This window comes from Nocardia asiatica NBRC 100129, assembly GCF_000308415.1.
Classification (GTDB): Bacteria; Actinomycetota; Actinomycetes; order Mycobacteriales; family Mycobacteriaceae; genus Nocardia; species Nocardia asiatica.
This window is the reverse complement of record NZ_BAFS01000475.1, coordinates 1-15,455: the sequence shown is the minus strand read 5'-3', so window position 1 is coordinate 15,455 and position 15,455 is coordinate 1. Positions and strand designations below refer to the sequence as shown.

15 protein-coding genes, 1 tRNA gene and 1 pseudogene are annotated in these 15,455 nt (G+C 67.9%); 6 read left to right on the top strand and 11 right to left on the bottom strand.

The genetic code is table 11. The features are described from left to right. Window positions 1-379 precede the first annotated feature (379 nt). Window positions 380-453, bottom strand: a tRNA-Pro gene (locus ON27_RS39185). Window positions 454-670: 217 nt separating this feature from the next. Between ON27_RS39185 and ligA the strand changes: the two genes are divergently transcribed. Next, on the top strand, window positions 671-2,662 hold the full coding sequence (gene ligA / locus ON27_RS39180) for an NAD-dependent DNA ligase LigA (RefSeq protein WP_043739248.1): 1,992 nt from the start codon (window positions 671-673) through the stop codon (window positions 2,660-2,662). Window positions 2,663-2,939: 277 nt separating this feature from the next. Here ligA and folE read toward each other — a convergent pair whose 3' ends face one another. Both folE and ON27_RS43790 read right to left on the bottom strand, forming a co-directional pair. Next, window positions 2,940-3,536, bottom strand: coding sequence for a GTP cyclohydrolase I FolE (folE, locus tag ON27_RS39175; protein WP_043739368.1), 597 nt, complete (start codon window positions 3,534-3,536; stop codon window positions 2,940-2,942). 2 nt (window positions 3,537-3,538) lie between these two features. After that, complete coding sequence (locus ON27_RS43790) at window positions 3,539-3,700, bottom strand: hypothetical protein (RefSeq protein WP_157227976.1); 162 nt, start codon at window positions 3,698-3,700, stop codon at window positions 3,539-3,541. Between the two features lie 380 nt (window positions 3,701-4,080). Between ON27_RS43790 and ON27_RS39170 the strand changes: the two genes are divergently transcribed. Beyond that, window positions 4,081-4,773: a helix-turn-helix transcriptional regulator gene (locus ON27_RS39170; protein ID WP_043739246.1), complete on the top strand. Its 693-nt coding sequence runs from the start codon at window positions 4,081-4,083 to the stop codon at window positions 4,771-4,773. A 66-nt stretch (window positions 4,774-4,839) separates the two neighbouring features. Here the strand turns inward: ON27_RS39170 and ON27_RS39165 are convergent, their stop codons facing one another. Then, the gene (locus tag ON27_RS39165) at window positions 4,840-5,574 is read right to left on the bottom strand and encodes a TetR/AcrR family transcriptional regulator (protein WP_043739243.1); all 735 of its coding nucleotides are present in this window, start codon (window positions 5,572-5,574) and stop codon (window positions 4,840-4,842) included. 92 nt (window positions 5,575-5,666) lie between these two features. On the opposite strand from ON27_RS39165, the gene ON27_RS39160 reads away from it, so the two are divergent. Then, window positions 5,667-6,401: a DUF2306 domain-containing protein gene (locus ON27_RS39160; RefSeq protein WP_051047586.1), complete on the top strand. Its 735-nt coding sequence runs from the start codon at window positions 5,667-5,669 to the stop codon at window positions 6,399-6,401. A 15-nt stretch (window positions 6,402-6,416) separates the two neighbouring features. On the opposite strand, the gene ON27_RS39155 is transcribed toward ON27_RS39160, so the two are convergent. The 6 genes and pseudogenes from ON27_RS39155 to ON27_RS39135 form a co-directional block, all read right to left on the bottom strand. Continuing rightward, window positions 6,417-8,612 carry a tetratricopeptide repeat protein gene (locus ON27_RS39155; protein ID WP_157227975.1) on the bottom strand — a complete coding sequence of 732 codons (2,196 nt, stop codon included), beginning with the start codon at window positions 8,610-8,612 and terminating at the stop codon, window positions 6,417-6,419. Window positions 8,613-8,845: 233 nt separating this feature from the next. Beyond that, window positions 8,846-9,316 carry a Het-E N-terminal domain-containing protein gene (locus ON27_RS43785; protein WP_043739240.1) on the bottom strand — a complete coding sequence of 157 codons (471 nt, stop codon included), beginning with the start codon at window positions 9,314-9,316 and terminating at the stop codon, window positions 8,846-8,848. A gap of 250 nt (window positions 9,317-9,566) precedes the next feature. Then, window positions 9,567-10,256, bottom strand: coding sequence for an esterase/lipase family protein (locus ON27_RS39145; protein ID WP_043739236.1), 690 nt, complete (start codon window positions 10,254-10,256; stop codon window positions 9,567-9,569). 314 nt (window positions 10,257-10,570) lie between these two features. Next, window positions 10,571-10,861: a hypothetical protein gene (locus ON27_RS39140; RefSeq protein ID WP_043739233.1), complete on the bottom strand. Its 291-nt coding sequence runs from the start codon at window positions 10,859-10,861 to the stop codon at window positions 10,571-10,573. A gap of 170 nt (window positions 10,862-11,031) precedes the next feature. Then, window positions 11,032-11,282, bottom strand: a pseudogene (locus ON27_RS42320) (protein kinase domain-containing protein); the annotation flags it as partial. A gap of 10 nt (window positions 11,283-11,292) precedes the next feature. Then, a complete protein-coding gene (locus tag ON27_RS39135) occupies window positions 11,293-12,180 on the bottom strand; it encodes an alpha/beta hydrolase (RefSeq protein WP_083888191.1) in 888 nt (295 codons plus the stop codon). Window positions 12,181-12,257: 77 nt separating this feature from the next. On the opposite strand from ON27_RS39135, the gene ON27_RS39130 reads away from it, so the two are divergent. Beyond that, a complete protein-coding gene (locus ON27_RS39130; RefSeq protein ID WP_043739229.1) occupies window positions 12,258-12,896 on the top strand; it encodes a TetR/AcrR family transcriptional regulator in 639 nt (212 codons plus the stop codon). Window positions 12,897-13,432: 536 nt separating this feature from the next. On the opposite strand, the gene ON27_RS39125 is transcribed toward ON27_RS39130, so the two are convergent. Beyond that, on the bottom strand, window positions 13,433-13,921 hold the full coding sequence (locus ON27_RS39125) for a hypothetical protein (protein WP_157227974.1): 489 nt from the start codon (window positions 13,919-13,921) through the stop codon (window positions 13,433-13,435). A 135-nt stretch (window positions 13,922-14,056) separates the two neighbouring features. On the opposite strand from ON27_RS39125, the gene ON27_RS39120 reads away from it, so the two are divergent. Beyond that, window positions 14,057-14,482, top strand: coding sequence for a VOC family protein (locus ON27_RS39120; RefSeq protein ID WP_043739224.1), 426 nt, complete (start codon window positions 14,057-14,059; stop codon window positions 14,480-14,482). A 142-nt stretch (window positions 14,483-14,624) separates the two neighbouring features. After that, the coding region (gene bla, locus ON27_RS39115) for a class A beta-lactamase (protein WP_373282832.1) at window positions 14,625-15,455 on the top strand (831 nt) is incomplete at its 3' end.

The following is a 15,455-nucleotide window of genomic DNA, read 5'->3' as shown; positions in this document are numbered from 1 at the left end:
GATAGAGCTGCTGTTCCCTGCCCACAACGGGTCGGTGCGCAACCCGACCAACTTCGGCCGGACGTGACGCCCCGCACGCGGGGACGACTTCGCCTGGATGACCCCGCGCACGTTCCGCAAAGGCTCGGCCACCGCGGTCGATCATTTCCTATGGCGACCCTGAAGACGCCGCCCGTCAGCGCTCGGCAACACCCACGGGTTCGGCAAGGCACACTACAGCGATGCACCGGAGACCGTTCCGGACAATCGAGATGCGCTCGAGCGGCAGGCCCGGGCTCCACCGGCCCGAAAACGTGAGATTTCGGTGAGAACCACTCGAATAGGAGCCGTCCCCGGAACGAGAAAACTCCTTCCGACCCAGGTCGGAAGGAGTTCGTCGTCGGGCTGACAGGATTTGAACCTGCGACCACTTGACCCCCAGTCAAGTGCGCTACCAAACTGCGCCACAGCCCGTTGCGTCCGCTGTGCGGGCGCTCGAAGAGATTACCGCACGAGGGCGGGGCGGTGCTAATCGCCTAGTCAGGGTTGGTTCGGGGTGTGTCGGGTGGGTGGTCGGACGATGGCTTCGCTGGCAGCGGTGGGCATTCAGGTCTTGCGTCCGTCGGGCGAAGGTGCCTCGATCCGAACGCCACCGAGTGGCTGTCGGTGGGGGTCGGTAGCGTCGGATGCTGTGGACACTGGGGAACACATCCAAGAGCTCGCGGACCGGATCGTGGCGCTGCGTGACGCCTACTACCAGGGCTCGCCGCTGGTCGCGGACGCCGAGTACGACGCGATCGAGGACGAGCTGCGTGGCCTGATCGAGGCGCACCCCGAGCTCGCGCCCGACCCGAACCCGCTGGAGCAGGTCGGCGCGCCCGCGGTGCTGCACGCCCCGGTCCGGCACTCGCGTCCGATGCTGTCGCTCGAGAAGGCGACCAAGCCGGAGCAGGTCGCGGCGTTCTTCGAACGCTTCCCCGGTCAGCCGGTGGTGGTGATGCCGAAGCTCGACGGCTTGTCGCTGGCCCTGGTCTTCGAGGACGGGCGGCTGGTGCGTGCGGTGACCCGGGGTGACGGCACCACCGGTGACGATGTGACCGTGCTGGTCCGCGCGTTGGTCGATGGCGTTCCCGAGCGGATCGACCTCGCGGGGCGGGTGGAGGTGCGTGGCGAGGCGGTGATGCTGCGTTCGACCTTCCTCGCCTACAACACCGCGCATCCGGACAAGCCGCTGATCAACCCGCGCAACGCCGCGGCGGGCACGCTGCGCGCGAAGGACCCGGCCACGGTCGCCGAGCGCCGCCTGCGGTTCTTCGGTTTCGACCTCGACACCTCCGTCGGCGGCGCCGCGGCCGACCTCGCCGAGGGGTTGCGGGCGGTGGGGGTCGCGGGTGCGGAGATGCGGTTGTGCGCCGACGCCGAACAGGCGCAGGCGGCGATCACCGCGATCGAGGCGGGTCGTAACGAGTTGGACTACGACCTCGACGGCGCGGTGCTGCGACTGGCCGACCGCGATGCCTACGCCGCGGCCGGAACCCGCTCGAACTCCCCTCGTGGCGCGCTGGCGTTCAAGTTCGCCGCCGAGGAGAAGACCACGTTGCTGGCCGATGTGGTCTGGGACGTCGGAAAGACCGGCAAGATCGTCCCGGTCGCGTGGCTGGAGCCGGTGTTCGTGGGCGGTACGACGGTCACGAAGGCGACGCTGGCCAACCAGGAGGTGATCCGCGCCCGCGACATCAAGGTCGGTGACACCGTGCTGGTGCGCCGCGCGGGCGACGTGATCCCGTTCGTGGCGGGCGTGCTCGACGCCTCCAAGCGCACCGGCGAGGAACGCGAGATCGTGCCGCCCACCGTCTGCCCCTCGTGCGAGCAGCCGGTGACCGAACAGGGCAACAGCCGAGAGTTGTTCTGCACCAATGTCTCCTGCTCCGCACAGACGGTGCGCAGGCTGATCCACTGGGCCTCGCGCGCGGCAGCGGACATCGACGCGATCGGGCAGGTGTGGATCGAACGCCTGGCCGAGGCGGGCATCCTGGAGCGCCCGTCGGACTTCTACACGCTGACCAAGCAGCGACTGCTCGAGTTCGACCGCATCGGCGAGGTCTCGGCCGCGCGCATGATCGACTCGATCGATGCCAGCCGTCAGGTCGGCCTGCGCCGCGCGCTGATCGGCCTGGCGATCCCGATGGCCTCCGACGGCACCGCCGCTCGCCTGGCCCGAGCCGGATTCCGCTCGCTGGAGGAGGTCGCCGAGGCGGGCGAGGAACGGCTCGTGGCGGTGGAGGACATCGGCCCGAAGGTCGCCGCCTCCCTGGTCGCGCACCTCACGCGTTTGCGTCCGGAATTGGAGCGACTGCGAGCGGCCGGCGTCAGCCTGGACGTGCGGGCGGAGGACCTTCCCCCGGTCGTCGCGGCCGGCGCGCCCTTGGCGGGCAAGACGGTGGTGATCACCGGCGCCATCAACGACCCGCGCTCCGGCGAGAAAGTCGCCCGCCCGACATTCCAGCGCCTGTGTGAGAAGGCGGGCGCGACGGCGGCTTCCTCGGTTTCGGCGAATACGGATCTGCTGATCACCGGTGCGGGGGTCGGTGAGAGCAAGCTGACCAAGGCGGAGAAGCTCGGTGTCCAGGTCGTCGACCAAGGCGAGATATGGAAGCTGCTGATCGACGCCAAGGTCGTCTGAGCTCGCGCCCGGCCGCGTGACCGGCAGACCTCCTCTCCGGCGGCGCCGCCGCACGGCCCGCCGGAGAAACGTCGCTCACTCGGAGCAGTACCTATCGGCGTGGATGAATCACATCATCATCGGCATGCCGGGGAACATCTGATTCCACCAGCTACGCGCCATCGCCATGATCTGATCCAAGGTCATCATCTTCGTTTCACCCTCTGACAAAGATCCCGACCCACCATCGCCGTACCCGGTCAGCAACCGCGGAAACGAGCTAGCTCCAGTTGATCTCTCACGGCATGACGCCCGTGAGCGAGAAGAATTCCTGACGAGAACGGGCGTCTTCGCGCAGAGTTCCGAGCAAGGTCGACGTGACGGTGGTCGTGCCTGCGGCTTGGACGCCGCGCAGGGTCATGCACGTGTGTTCGGCTTCGATGACGACGCCGACGCCGATCGGTCGCAGGTTCTCGGCGAGCCAATCCGCTATTTGCTTGGTGAGTCGTTCCTGCACCTGGGGGCGGTGGGAGAAATGCTCGACGATACGGGCGAGTTTGGACAATCCGAGGATGCGCTCGCCGGGGAGATAACCGACGTGGGCGACGCCGACGAACGGCAGCAAATGGTGTTCGCACACCGAGCGCAGCGGGATGCGGCGAGCCAGCACGAGTTCGTCGTAGCCCTCCTCGTTGGGGAAAGTGGTGAGATCGAACGGACGGGGAGAGAACAGTTCGGCGTAGGCGCGGGCCATGCGCCGTGGAGTGGCGTGCAGGTGTTCGTCGGCGAGGCCGACGCCGAGCGCGGTGAGGAATTGCCGGGCGGCCTGCTCGGCGGCGGCGAGGTCGACGTGAGCGGCGGGTTCGTGGACGACCCGGAGCGCGGGCTGTAGCACGGCTAGCTCCCGTCCACGGCGAGCAGGACGTGCCCGAAGACGACCCGTGCGGGCAAGTGACTGGAGTTCGGTTGCCGAGCGCCGCCTGCGGCGATCCAGGCGCCGAGCGGAACGAAGCCGCCTACGGCGGTGAGCAGCCAGAGAATCAAGGCCGCGATGCCCATGGTGTCTCCTGACGGGAAAAGACCGGATAGGGGTTCAGCGGTGGTAGCCGTTGGCTTGGGCGGCTTACCCGGACGCCGTAGTGGTAGGCGAGTTTGCCGCCGTCCTCGACCACGGGCGAGGCGATGTCGAACACCGAACTCGCCACCCGAGCCCCGATCGGGACGGTGACCAGGATCGGAGGGAACGGATGCCCGTACGGTCCGGCCGGCGCCGCGCTGACCGAGTGTTGAGGCCGTGCGGGTCACTGCTCACCACAACCTCCGACCGACGCTGATTACACTAAATATTATTGGTGTTATTGAGGAACTGAGTCAAGTCGTCCACGTCGAGCACATCCAAGTGGAGTTATGACTCAAGAAATAGGCGCTATCATGATCGGGTGACCAGCGAATCGGCGATCGGTGCCGTGGCCGCGCTCGATGACGAGTTGCGGCGGGGGATGTACTGGTTCATCCGCCGCGCGGGCCGTCCGGTCACCCGCGACGAGGCCGCCGAGCAGGTCGGGATCTCCCGGAAACTCGCGGCGTTCCATTTGGACAAGCTCGTCGCCGCCGGACTGCTGCGGGCGAGCTATCAGCAGGTCGGCGGCCTCCGGAAAGTGGGGCGCGCACCGAAGGTGTACCAGCCCTCCGACGCCGAGGTGCGGGTGAGCATTCCCGAACGCCGCCACGAGATCCTGGCCGAGATTCTGATGGGCGCGGTGCTCGACCACGGCCCCGGTGAGACCGCTCGCGATGCCGCGCACAGGGTGGCGACCGACCTTGGCGTGGCCCTCGGGCGCGCCACGCGGGAGGAGGTACGGCCCGGGCGGCTCGGCGCCGAACGCGCCCTCACGATCCTTCGATCGCTGCTCGCCGAACAGGGCTTCGAACCTACTCGTCCAGCCCCGGATTGCCTGCGCATGCGCAATTGCCCGTTTCATCCGCTCGCCGCAACGCAGCCCGAGCTGGTGTGCGGGCTCAATCACGCCTACCTGACAGGCGTGCTGGCCGGACTCGAGGCGGAAACCCTCGACGCGGTGCTCGCGCCGAAGGCCGGGGAATGTTGCGTAGAACTTCGCACGACCACGTGACGGTGAACGCGGCACGGATGCAGGCAGATTCCCGATCTGGGGCCTGACCGGCACCGATGCCGCTGGTCACCGACCGGTGTCGAGCCCGCCGGCCAATCGCTCGGCGATTCCGTCCAGCAGCGCGGCCAGTCCGAACTCGAACACTGTGCCCGCCGCGTGCGCGCCGCGACTGTCCTCCGCGCCCGAGACCGCGGCCAGCGACGGGAACCGTTGTGGCCCATCGAATTCGGCGAACACGGCGGGATCGAGCGTCGGCCCGGTGTGACCGGCGGTGTCACGACCGAGACCGGGATCGATCTCGAGCCGGGTCACCCCACCGGTGAACGCGCTGACCGACAGCAGAGCCTCGGTGACGACTGCCGCGGGCAACCCGCCGTCCAGCAGGGCACGGCTGGCGGCCTCAGCCCAGCCGGCTTCGTTCGGTCCCATGAAGCGGTTGCCGGTGCCGACCGCCAGCATCCACGGATGGCGCAGGTACAGCTGCCGGATGGCGCGGGCCCATCGTTCCAGCGCAGCGCGCCAGCCGTCGGACCGCAACGGGGGCGGGTCGCCCATCACCGCGTCGAACATCAGCGAGATCAGATCGTCCTTGCTGGGCACGTGCCGGTACAGCGACATGGTCGCCGCACCCAAGTGCTTGGCGACTCGCTGCATCGACAGCGCCCCGATGCCGTCGGCGTCGGCCACCTCCACGGCCGCGCCGACGATGCGGTCGAGGGTCAGGGCCGGTTTCGGGCCCCGGCCCGCGAGCCGCTGTCCCGACCACAGCAGCCGAGCCACCGGTGGCAGTTCCTCGGTCACAGTCTCTCCTCGCAGACAGTATTGCGTATATCATACGCAGAGCGTATCTTATACGCAGTATTCGTGTTCACGGCTTCCCGGATGGTCCCACCATGACTGTTTCGACCCCGCAATCGCCTCCCACGGCGCGCCGCGAATCCTGGTGGCAGCGCCCGTGGACCGGGCCGCTACTGGTACTGGTCTTCGCCTTCGTCGCGTTCTCCCTGCCGCCCTACCTGACCTTCGACCGGTCGCTCTCACGCGTGCCCGACCCGGGCTTCGCACCGCACTACCCCCTGCTGGTGGCTCACGTCGTCTGCGGCTCGGTGGCGATCCTGATCTGCGGCTTCCAGGTGTGGCCCTGGTTTCGCCGGACGCGTCCGGCACTACACCGCCGCTTGGGTCGCGTCTACGTCTTCGCCGGGGTGCTGCCGGCCGGGCTGACCGGTCTGGTGATCGGCGCGACGAGCCCGTTCGGGCCGGTCGCCCGGGTCAGCAACGTCATGCTGTCCGCTCTGTGGCTGCTCTGCACGATCGCGGGCTGGCGCATGGCTCGCCGGCGCCGATTCGGCGACCACCGGCGGTGGATGATCCGCAGCTTCGCGCTCACCCTGTCGATCGTGCTCAACCGCGTCCTGGGGGTGATCCTGTACCTCGTGCTCAGCCCCCGTCTCGACACCACATTCCGCGGTGACGACACACTCCTCACCCAGACCATCGCGGGCCTCGGCACCTGGCTCGGCTGGACGCTGTCGCTGCTGGCCGCGCAATGGTGGCTCGATCGTCACCCGCTCGACCGCGAAGGCGTGGTGGCGGCCGTTCCGCAGGCCGACCATGACGGCGAGTAGGCGAGAGCCGTTCGCTCAATGCGGCGGCCGGGACTCGTCCGGCGGCGCACCGGCAATCAACTCAGATCCGGTTCGCGCGCCACCATCCTTCTGGTGTGCCGATCGTAGGTCGTCACGCACAACCCTGGTGGTCGGATGGTCCGGCCCCAATACTCGCTCGTAGTCTGCGAGGAGGTTTTCGTACAGCGCGATCGCGTCCCCCTGCCGCCCTGCTTCTCTGTAGGCATCGGCGAGACTGTGGCGAGAAACCAGGGTGTCGGGGTGGTCGGGGCTGAGAATGCGCTCGCGATCGGCGCGGTTTCGCTCGTAGAGTCCTATCGCCTCCGGCAGTCGTCCCGCCGCCTTGTACGCGCGGGCGAGGCTGTGGCGGGAGAGCAAGGTTTTCGGGTGGTCGGTGCCGAGGATCCGTTCGCGGTCGGAGAGGGTTCGCTCGTGCAGGTCGATCGCTTCGGCCGATCGTCCCGCCGCCTCGTAGGTGCTGGCGAGGTTGTGGCGCGACTTCAGGGTGTCAGGGTGATCAGCGCCTTGTACCCGTTGGCGGTCGGTAAGGGTCCGCTCGAACAGCGAGACCGCCTCGGTCAGCTGTCCCGCCAGCCCGTAGGCATAGGCGAGCTGATTGCGGGAGAGCAGGGTGTCGGGGTGATCGGCACCCTGGACCCGTTCCCGGTCGGCGACCGCCTGCTCGTGCATCGTGATCGCCTCGGCCAGGCGCCCTGCTTCCCGGTAGGCATCGGCGAGGTCGTTGCGGGTGGTCAGGGTCTTGGGGTGGTCGGCGCCCAGCATCCGCTCCCGCTCCGCCAGCACCCGCTCGTACAGGCCGATCGCCTCGACCCAACGTCCCGCCGACTCGTAAGCGCAGGCGAGGTTGCCGCGGGAGGCCACAGCGTCGGCGTGATCGACACCCAGCAGCCGTTCTCGATCGGCGAGGTTCCGCTCGAACAACGCGACCGCTCGATCCAGCTGCCCCGCCTCCTGGTAGGCAGCGGCGAGGTCGTTGCGGGCGGTGAGGGTGTCGGGGTGGTCGGCACCCAGAATGTGCTCGTGGTCGGTGAGGCTGTGGTGGGCCAGACCGATGGAACGCACGGTGTCGGCCGCTTTGGTCAGTTGCCGAGTCGCCCAGCGGCGTGCGGCCAGCACCTGGAGGAGAGCCTCGGCGTCGAGAGTGGGGTCGCGACCGATCGCCTTCCACAGGGCTTCGATGTGGTCGACCAAGCGTGCGCCTTCCGCGCGCCGCTGAAATGCCTGATTCTCGGGGAACAGCAGCGGCGTGATCACCGCGATCGCGGCGGTGACCTCGGTCGTGGTGTGGGTGATGTGGGCGCGTTCCCGCACGACCCGGGCCAGTAGCGGGTGCATGACGACTACTTGCCCCACAACTGACCACGACAGCAACGACCCCTCCACACACCGCTGCAACGCGGCGTCCAAGCGACCCGCACGATCGGGCAGCATCGTGTAGTCGACACCGTCAGGGGCCAGCATCGCCATCACCCCCAGCAGCCACCGCACCACGGCGTCGAGCTCCGGATCGTCGGTAGGGGCTTCGACGGTTCGAATCGACAGCAACAGCGCCTGATCCACCGTCAACGGATGATCGTTTCCCTTGCGGCGCGGCAACACCGCGGGCAGCGGCTGGGCCGCCAGCAACTGCCGGTAGCGCGGGTAGTCCAGGTGTCGCCCGGCGATGGTGGCCGCCGCGGCCGACAACGCCAACGGCAGATCACCCAGATCAGCGGCGACCAGCGCGGCACCTACCGGATCGTCCAGGCCTGTCGCCGCGCCGAGATAACGCACCGACTCCGGTCGCGAGAAACCCTCATCGGCGTCGATCATCTCACCGAGTTGCGTGAAAGCGCGGTCGGTGCTGGTCACGACCACCCGAGTCATGTTCCCGGTCGGGAGCAGGGTGTCGACGAAATCGGGATCGGTGGCATTGTCGAGAACGAGCAACGCTGGTTCCTGCCGTTCCGACAGGTGATCACGCAGCCGCTGCGCCGACTTCGCGGAGTCGCCGTCGGGGTCGGCGACCCCGACCCGCGCGGCGATCTCCCCCAGACCGGCGAGCAAAGTGTCACGGGTTTCAGCGTTGACCCATCCCACCAAACCGCCTTCTGCCGTAAGCGCCTCTCGGGCGTATGCCGCGGCGACCTGGGTCTTGCCCGCACCCCGCATCCCGGTCACCACCACTGCGACCGGCAATTGCTCCAACATCTTCCGCAACTGTGCGACTTGCGCGCGGGCGATGAAATGCTTGGCTGGCCGCGGAATCCGGCCTACAACCATACGTTTCGACCCCGCAACAAGCTGCAGCCCGTAAGGACCGTAATGGTTGGTAGCGTGAGTGGAATTGTCGATATAGGTGGTGAAGTCTCCGTCGACGTCCACACCGGTGGCCGAGAAATCGGGTTTTCGCGCGGTAGGTGAGGGCCGGGATACCGCCGCGCCTATCGAGGGTGCGGGAACTCCGAGGTGACCCGGACATCGGTCACCGAGAACTTGCCGTCGACCTGGACGGTGTCGGCGATCACCCCGCTCGCGCCCGCGGCCGTGATACCGCTGATCTCGAGTTCCCCGGCCTGCACCCTGGTCAGCCGCACACCCACCAATCCAGCGATCGTCGGCGTGTGTTCCTCGATCACCTGCCACAACTGCTGCACCATCGCGGCGAGTTCCGGATCGGCACCGGCGCCGGCCTCGGTGAGTTCCTCTGCGAGCACCAGGTGCCGAGACTTCGCTTCGGGCCGGGCTTCGACCACCGCGAGATCGACGGATGGGTACTTGCGGCCGATGACCCCTTTGACCTTCTGGTAGGCGTCGGTGACCGCTTGTTTCGCGGTCTCGGTCAATCCCGCTACCGCGCCCGCTGATACGGCTGACGCGGCAGCTGCCGCCGCTGCCATGATCGTCGGATCCACCCCGCGAACCTCCCAGTTCGAACCGGACCATCCCCACCCGGAACGGTGCATGTCAACGGTACACCGACCTGGCCGGGGACCCGGTGTACGGGCGGCGCATACGGGAGCACGCCGTGCGCAAGCTCGCGGGAGAGTTGTTCGCCGAGTATCCCTTCTGACCTGTCCGCGACACGAAGCTGCCGGCGCGTCGAGCCGGCCGGTGCGGCCCCGCCTCGCGGATGCGAGACGGGGCACGGCTGGGCTCAGCCGACTACTTCACGAAGTCGCGCACGCCCTCGAAAACCGTCGACGACGACAGCAGCGCGACATGGCCGATGCACGGCGTCCGGGTGTTGGCGGCACCACTGAGAATGGTGCTCTCATCGGGGTTGATGATCTCGTCGCACGGTGACCACCAGGTGCCGTAGTTCACCCGGCCGGGGGTTTCGTCGGCGCTGTTGAGTTCGGCCAGGAAGGCCGACCCGGGCCGCATCTCCTCGCAGGACACGTCGAGGCAGCTGTTGGCCACGTCGGTGCCGTGATTGGGACCGGCGATGGAGACCCAGTCGTCGACGGAGTTCAGCCCGTCGAGCTTCTTCAGGTACCAGCGACTGTTGAGGCCGCCCATCGAGTGGGTGACGATGTCGACCTTGGTGGCTCCGGTTCTCGCGCGCAGCGCATCGACCTGCGCTTGAACCTCCTGCGCGATGGCCTTGTTCGACTGGGAGGTGTCGTAGCTGAATCGTGCCATCTCGTCCGCGGAATACCCCGCGTCCAGGAATCGGCCCCACATGTAATTCCAGTCCGACGCCGATCCCTGCCAGCCATGAACGAAAAGGATGGGATCCCGCGCCGGTGCCGCAACCGCCTGTGGCGTGGCGATGCCGAGTGCGGTGGCAGCCGTCGCGACCAGGGCGATGGCGGCCATCGCGAGGCGGCGCGTGATCGATGTGCGGTGCATGAATTGACTCCGATCTGCTCGCTGCACTGCGAGCAGACAGAAGCTAGCGCCTCGTGGGCTGATCGAGGGCATTGCGCGACGGGGTTGTTTCGAGTTGTCGCGAGGTCCCTGGATCTATCACGGCATTGCGGAGATCTGTGACAACATTCCGCGAAAAACTCGCGGGAGAGGCCGCTCGCTGCCGAAGCGCTGACCGCATCGGCGAGTCGGGTGGGGGAGATCGCCGCGGGGTTGCCGCTGGTACAACGCGACTCACCGACACAACGGCGCGGAAATCCCCGTCGAGGGACTATCCGGCGCGTCGTAGGTATCTCTCAGCTGGTGTGGCGGACCCGAAAGCGGTCGCGCCGCGCCGGATCTCGATCGACCAGGGCCGTCGCGCGATTGGCGAGGAGTTCGCCGCACACGGCCGCAGGGGTGAGCGCGCGCATATCGAGCGCGATGACGGTGCCGCCGCGGGGAGCCAAGTAGTCCCGCAGTATGCGAATCCCGGACGCCCAGTAGACACTCGACTCGGCCGCCACGGCGATCCGGCTGTGCCCCGCGCCGAGAAGGAAGTCCGCGTAGACCCGCCAGCCGTGCGACTGCGGCGGGGCCAGACGCACCGGGCCGAGTCAGCGGAACCAGAGCGCCGATCCGGATCGATGATCCGTGGGTCCGCTCCGCTTCGGGCGCCGTATTCATGCGGCGATGCGGAGCGAAGTCATGAAGCGATACAACACCGCCGACGATTTCACGTCATCCCGTTTTCCAGATGCTCCTGCCCAGCCACTTCGGATCGCGCCGAGTAGTACGGCATCAGCAGGTAGGGGCGCCCGCTCGCGGTGACACCCACCTCCAAGACCGGGACGATGTTCGGATGCCCGGTCAGCCGGCCCATCGCCCGCTGCTCGCGCAAGAACCGCTCCCGGTCCCCTCGTCGAGTTCGGCGGTCGGCACCTTCACCGCCACCGTGCGGTCCAGGGCCACCTGCGTGCAGCGATAGACCGCACCGAAGCCGCCGTGCCCGACCTGCTCGGCGGCTTCGAGGAGCTGCCTACGCCGCCGGCGCGAGGTGCGTGGTGAGGAAAGCGATCTGATCGGCCACGATCTGCTCTACCACCGGCGGGTGGTAGACCGTGAAGTGGTCGGCGTCGTAGTGCTCGATGACCGCACCGGGAACATCGGCCGCGACCCCCGTGACGATCGCGGGATCGATGAGGTTCTCGCGGTCGCACGCGCAGATCAGCAGTGGGCATCGCACGCGGCGAGCCTGAGCCGCCGCGTGATAGAACAGCATGCCCAGCCCGGAGCCGGCCGTTATCCGGTTGTCGAACCGGTAGCCGGGAGGAGTGACCGACTGCCAGCCTTCGAGGGCTCCGGGCTGATTGACGAAGGCCGGCTCGCCCGGTCTGCCCACGAGGGGTACGTAGCGCCGCGGCAAGCGAAACACGGCGCGCAGCAGGTCGGAGACGATCGGCACGGTGAATCGGGCCAGATGCCGCACCCCGGCTCGGGCGACGACGGCGCGCCCACTGAAGATCGGGCACTGCACTACCGCGGCGGCGAGTTCCGGGTGTCGAGCTGCCGCCGCGAGGACGTGGCTCGCGCCGAACGACGTCCCCCACAGCGCCACCCGACCGGCATCGAGATCGGCGCGCGAGCGGACGAACCGCAGCGCCGAGTCGACGTCTTCGGCATATCGGCGCTGGCTGACCAACTGGCGTGGCTCACCCTCCGATTCACCGAGATGGCGGAAGTCGAAGGCCACCACGGCCAGTCCGGCGTCGGAGAACCACTTCTCGTACTGGCCGAGCATCATCTCGTGGGTTGCGCCGCCGCCGTGCACCAGCACGACGACCGGATGCGGGCCGGGCCCCGGCGGCAGGGTCACCCAAGCCGCGCACCGGTGGCGGCCGGAGGGAAAGGTGGTGCGGATCGTCATGACCAAGAGTCCTTTAGGTACGTTGTACGTGAACGACTACAGCTAAACACGTACTATGTACTTAATCAAGGAGGGGCATGCCCGCACCCAGAAAGTTCACGCGGGAACAGCTACAGGCCGCCGCGTTGGCCTTGGTCGATGAACACGGGCTCGCGGGTTTGACCATGCGCAGCCTCGCGACGGCGATCGAGACCGGACCGATGACGATCTACAACTACGTCGACGGACGCGACGGCCTCGAGCAACTGGTCACCGAAGCGGTGATGGCACAAGCGCGCTGGCCCGCCGACCCTCCCGACAGCTGGGCCGACGAAGTCGTCGCGGTCGCGGAAGGCATGTGGCGCGCCGTGCGATCCCACCCGCATGCCATCCCGCTGATCCTCACCAGGCGCAGCCTCGACCTGGCGACGCTCGCTCCGGCCGAGGCGCTGTTGCAGGCACTCGCCCGCGGGGACAGGTCAGGGACCGAATTGCTCGTGGCGTTCCGCACCGTATCCGGTTTCGTCACCGGCTTCGCGCAGGCCGAACTCGCAGGCCCACTGTCCGCAGTGCGCGGCGAGGACCTCTCGGCGATCACCGATCGGGTCGCAGCCCTGCCGCCCGGCCGGTTCCCGAAGCTGATCGAGATCGCGCAAGCGGCGGCCGAGAGCAATCCAGAAGCCGAGTTCCGGGCCGGTCTGCGCATCATCCTGGCGGGTCTCGAAGCTCGACTGTGACTTCAGCCCGCGACACGAGCGCACCGGCAGGTCGGCGTCGCGGCTCACCGAGGGGCGTGCCCGCAGAGCATGAAGGCCCGCCCCTGAAGGGTTCGCTGTGGTTCGAGCGGGCCTGCCATCACCGTGTGAGAGTTGTGGATCACGGGTGTGCGTCGGCGGACATGTCCACGGCTTCGCTTGCCGCGCATCGCTGTGTGACAGTGCCGTCCTCATGCGGGTCACGAGCGAGGAAACGCCCGCGACGGCGGACATATTAATTCCGAAGCCAGCGATATGCCTGAAACCGCAAGTCACACGCGCCTTTCGGCGTGTCGGTTGCCCTCCATGGCGCGAGGATGCCGAAGAACGTGCGACGCCGCGCCGCAGCCGAAACCGGCCCTGGTCGCGCTGCGAGCCGCTACCGTCCGAAGTAGGTGCGGGGTGCCCACCCTCTGAGGGCGCTCCCCACCCACCCGGGGGGTGGGCGCCCTCCACCCCCCGGGGCCCCCGAGGGGGCTGGTGCGGGGACGCGAGACGGAGTGAGCCTGATCAGCCGATCAGGCCGGTACTCCGACCAATCCCCACGCTTCGACCGCGTCACGGGAGTACCAGTGCCCGGTCCATTCTCGCCCGGAATCCAACGCGTCGTAGAACTCTTCGTCGTCGGGCAGCGCCGGGCCGTGGGCGTAGATGACGCCGGGACTGTCGGCGTGGAAGCGGCGAGCGCGCTCGACCGCGCGAGCGGAGCGCTCCGCCACGTACGCCCGCTGGATGATCAACCATTCCTCGCTCGTGCGACCATCCGGGCCGCCGTAGTCGAGGGGATAATGCATCTGGTACTCCAGCCGCGCCAGTTGCTCACCGGCGTGCTCGTACACCCAGACGATCCACCCGGGAACCTCCGGCTGCGCGGCCAGCGCACGGGCCGCGAATCCCGCACCAGCGGTCCGGTTTTCCGGATCGCCGTGCGCCGCGACCGTGACACCAGCGACCGCGGCGGAGTCCGTGCCGCTCCACACCCGATCTTTCCGATGCCTACCTCCCATAGCCGATAACTCTAATTCCCCGCACCGACACAGACGACAGATCGCTCCAAGTTGGCTCCCGACCAGCCGATCCTCGGATGCGCGCAGCGGCGAGTGCCCGATTCGCGACCGCCGGCGCGCTTCTAACCTCATCGAGTGCACTTGGAACTGATCGCCATCGTCGTCGCGGAGTACGACCCCGCCATCGACTTCTTCGTTCATACTCTCGGCTTCGACCTGGTCGAGGACGTGCCGTCGGTGACCGGCGACGGACGGCCGAAACGATGGGTCGTCGTTCGCCCACCCGGCGCGCGGACGGGAATCCTGCTCGCGCGCGCCGACGGCACCCGCCAACTCGCCGTCGTCGGTGAGCAGACCGCGGGGCGCGTCGGCTTCTTCTTACGGGTGGCCGACTTCGACCGGGCATACGCGCGGATGCGCGCCGCGAATGTCGAATTCGTGACCCGGCCGCGCATCGAACCCTACGGTAGGGTCGCCGTCTTCCTCGACATCGCGGGCAACCGCTGGGACCTTCTCGGACCCGCCGACAGCGCGCCCTCGGCTACCGAAAACGACGAGTAGTCCCGGCCCGATTCGCTCAGCGAAAGTATCGGACGTGTGCTTACGTCGCACCAATGGTCCGGTGCAAGTATGCGCACGGCGGCGCCCGCTATCGTCGTCAGCAGCCGCCCTGCGGAAGGAAGGCCGGAGGTTGTCATCACCGATCATCAGTCGTCGCGCTCTACTGGCAGCGGCCGCGCTCGCACCCTTGGCCGGATGCGCGGCGGAGAACACACCTGCCTCCCCTGCGGTCGAGGCCGACGACCGTCACGATCGTCTGATCGAGCTGGAACGGACATTCGACGCACGGTTGGGTGTGTATGCCCTGGCGACCGGCACCGGCGCCACCATCGCTCATCGGGCGGACGAACGATTCGCGTTCTGCTCGACGTTCAAGACGCTGGCGGCGGCCGCTGTCCTGCACCGCAATCCGCTGACCCATTTGGACACGGTCGTCGGGTACACCGAAAACGACCTGCTGAAGAACGCCTCGATCACGCCGCAGCACGTGGCCACGGGGATGACCATTCGCCAGCTCTGTGACGCCGCGGTCCGCTACAGCGACGGCACCGCGGGCAACCTCCTGCTGCGAGAAATCGGCGGACCGGCCCAGCTGACGGAGTACGCGCGCGGTCTCGGCGACATGGTCACTCGGATGGACCGCATCGAACCGGCGATCACGGAAGCCACACCGGGAGACCCCCGCGACACGACTTCCCCGCGAGCGTTCGGCACCGTTCACCAGAGAATCGTGCTCGGCGACGCGCTGCCCGCCGACAAACGCGCTTTTCTCCGCGACCTTCTCGAACGCAACGCGACTTCCGCGGGCGCACAGCGCATCCGAGCGGGCGTACCGCGCGGATGGACCGTAGCCGACAAGACGGGAACCGGCGACTACGGGACCCTCAACGACATCGCCGTCGTGTGGCCACCGGACGCCGCGCCGGTCGTCGTCGCGATCATGTCCAGCAAGGCCACCGCGGACGCCCCGTAC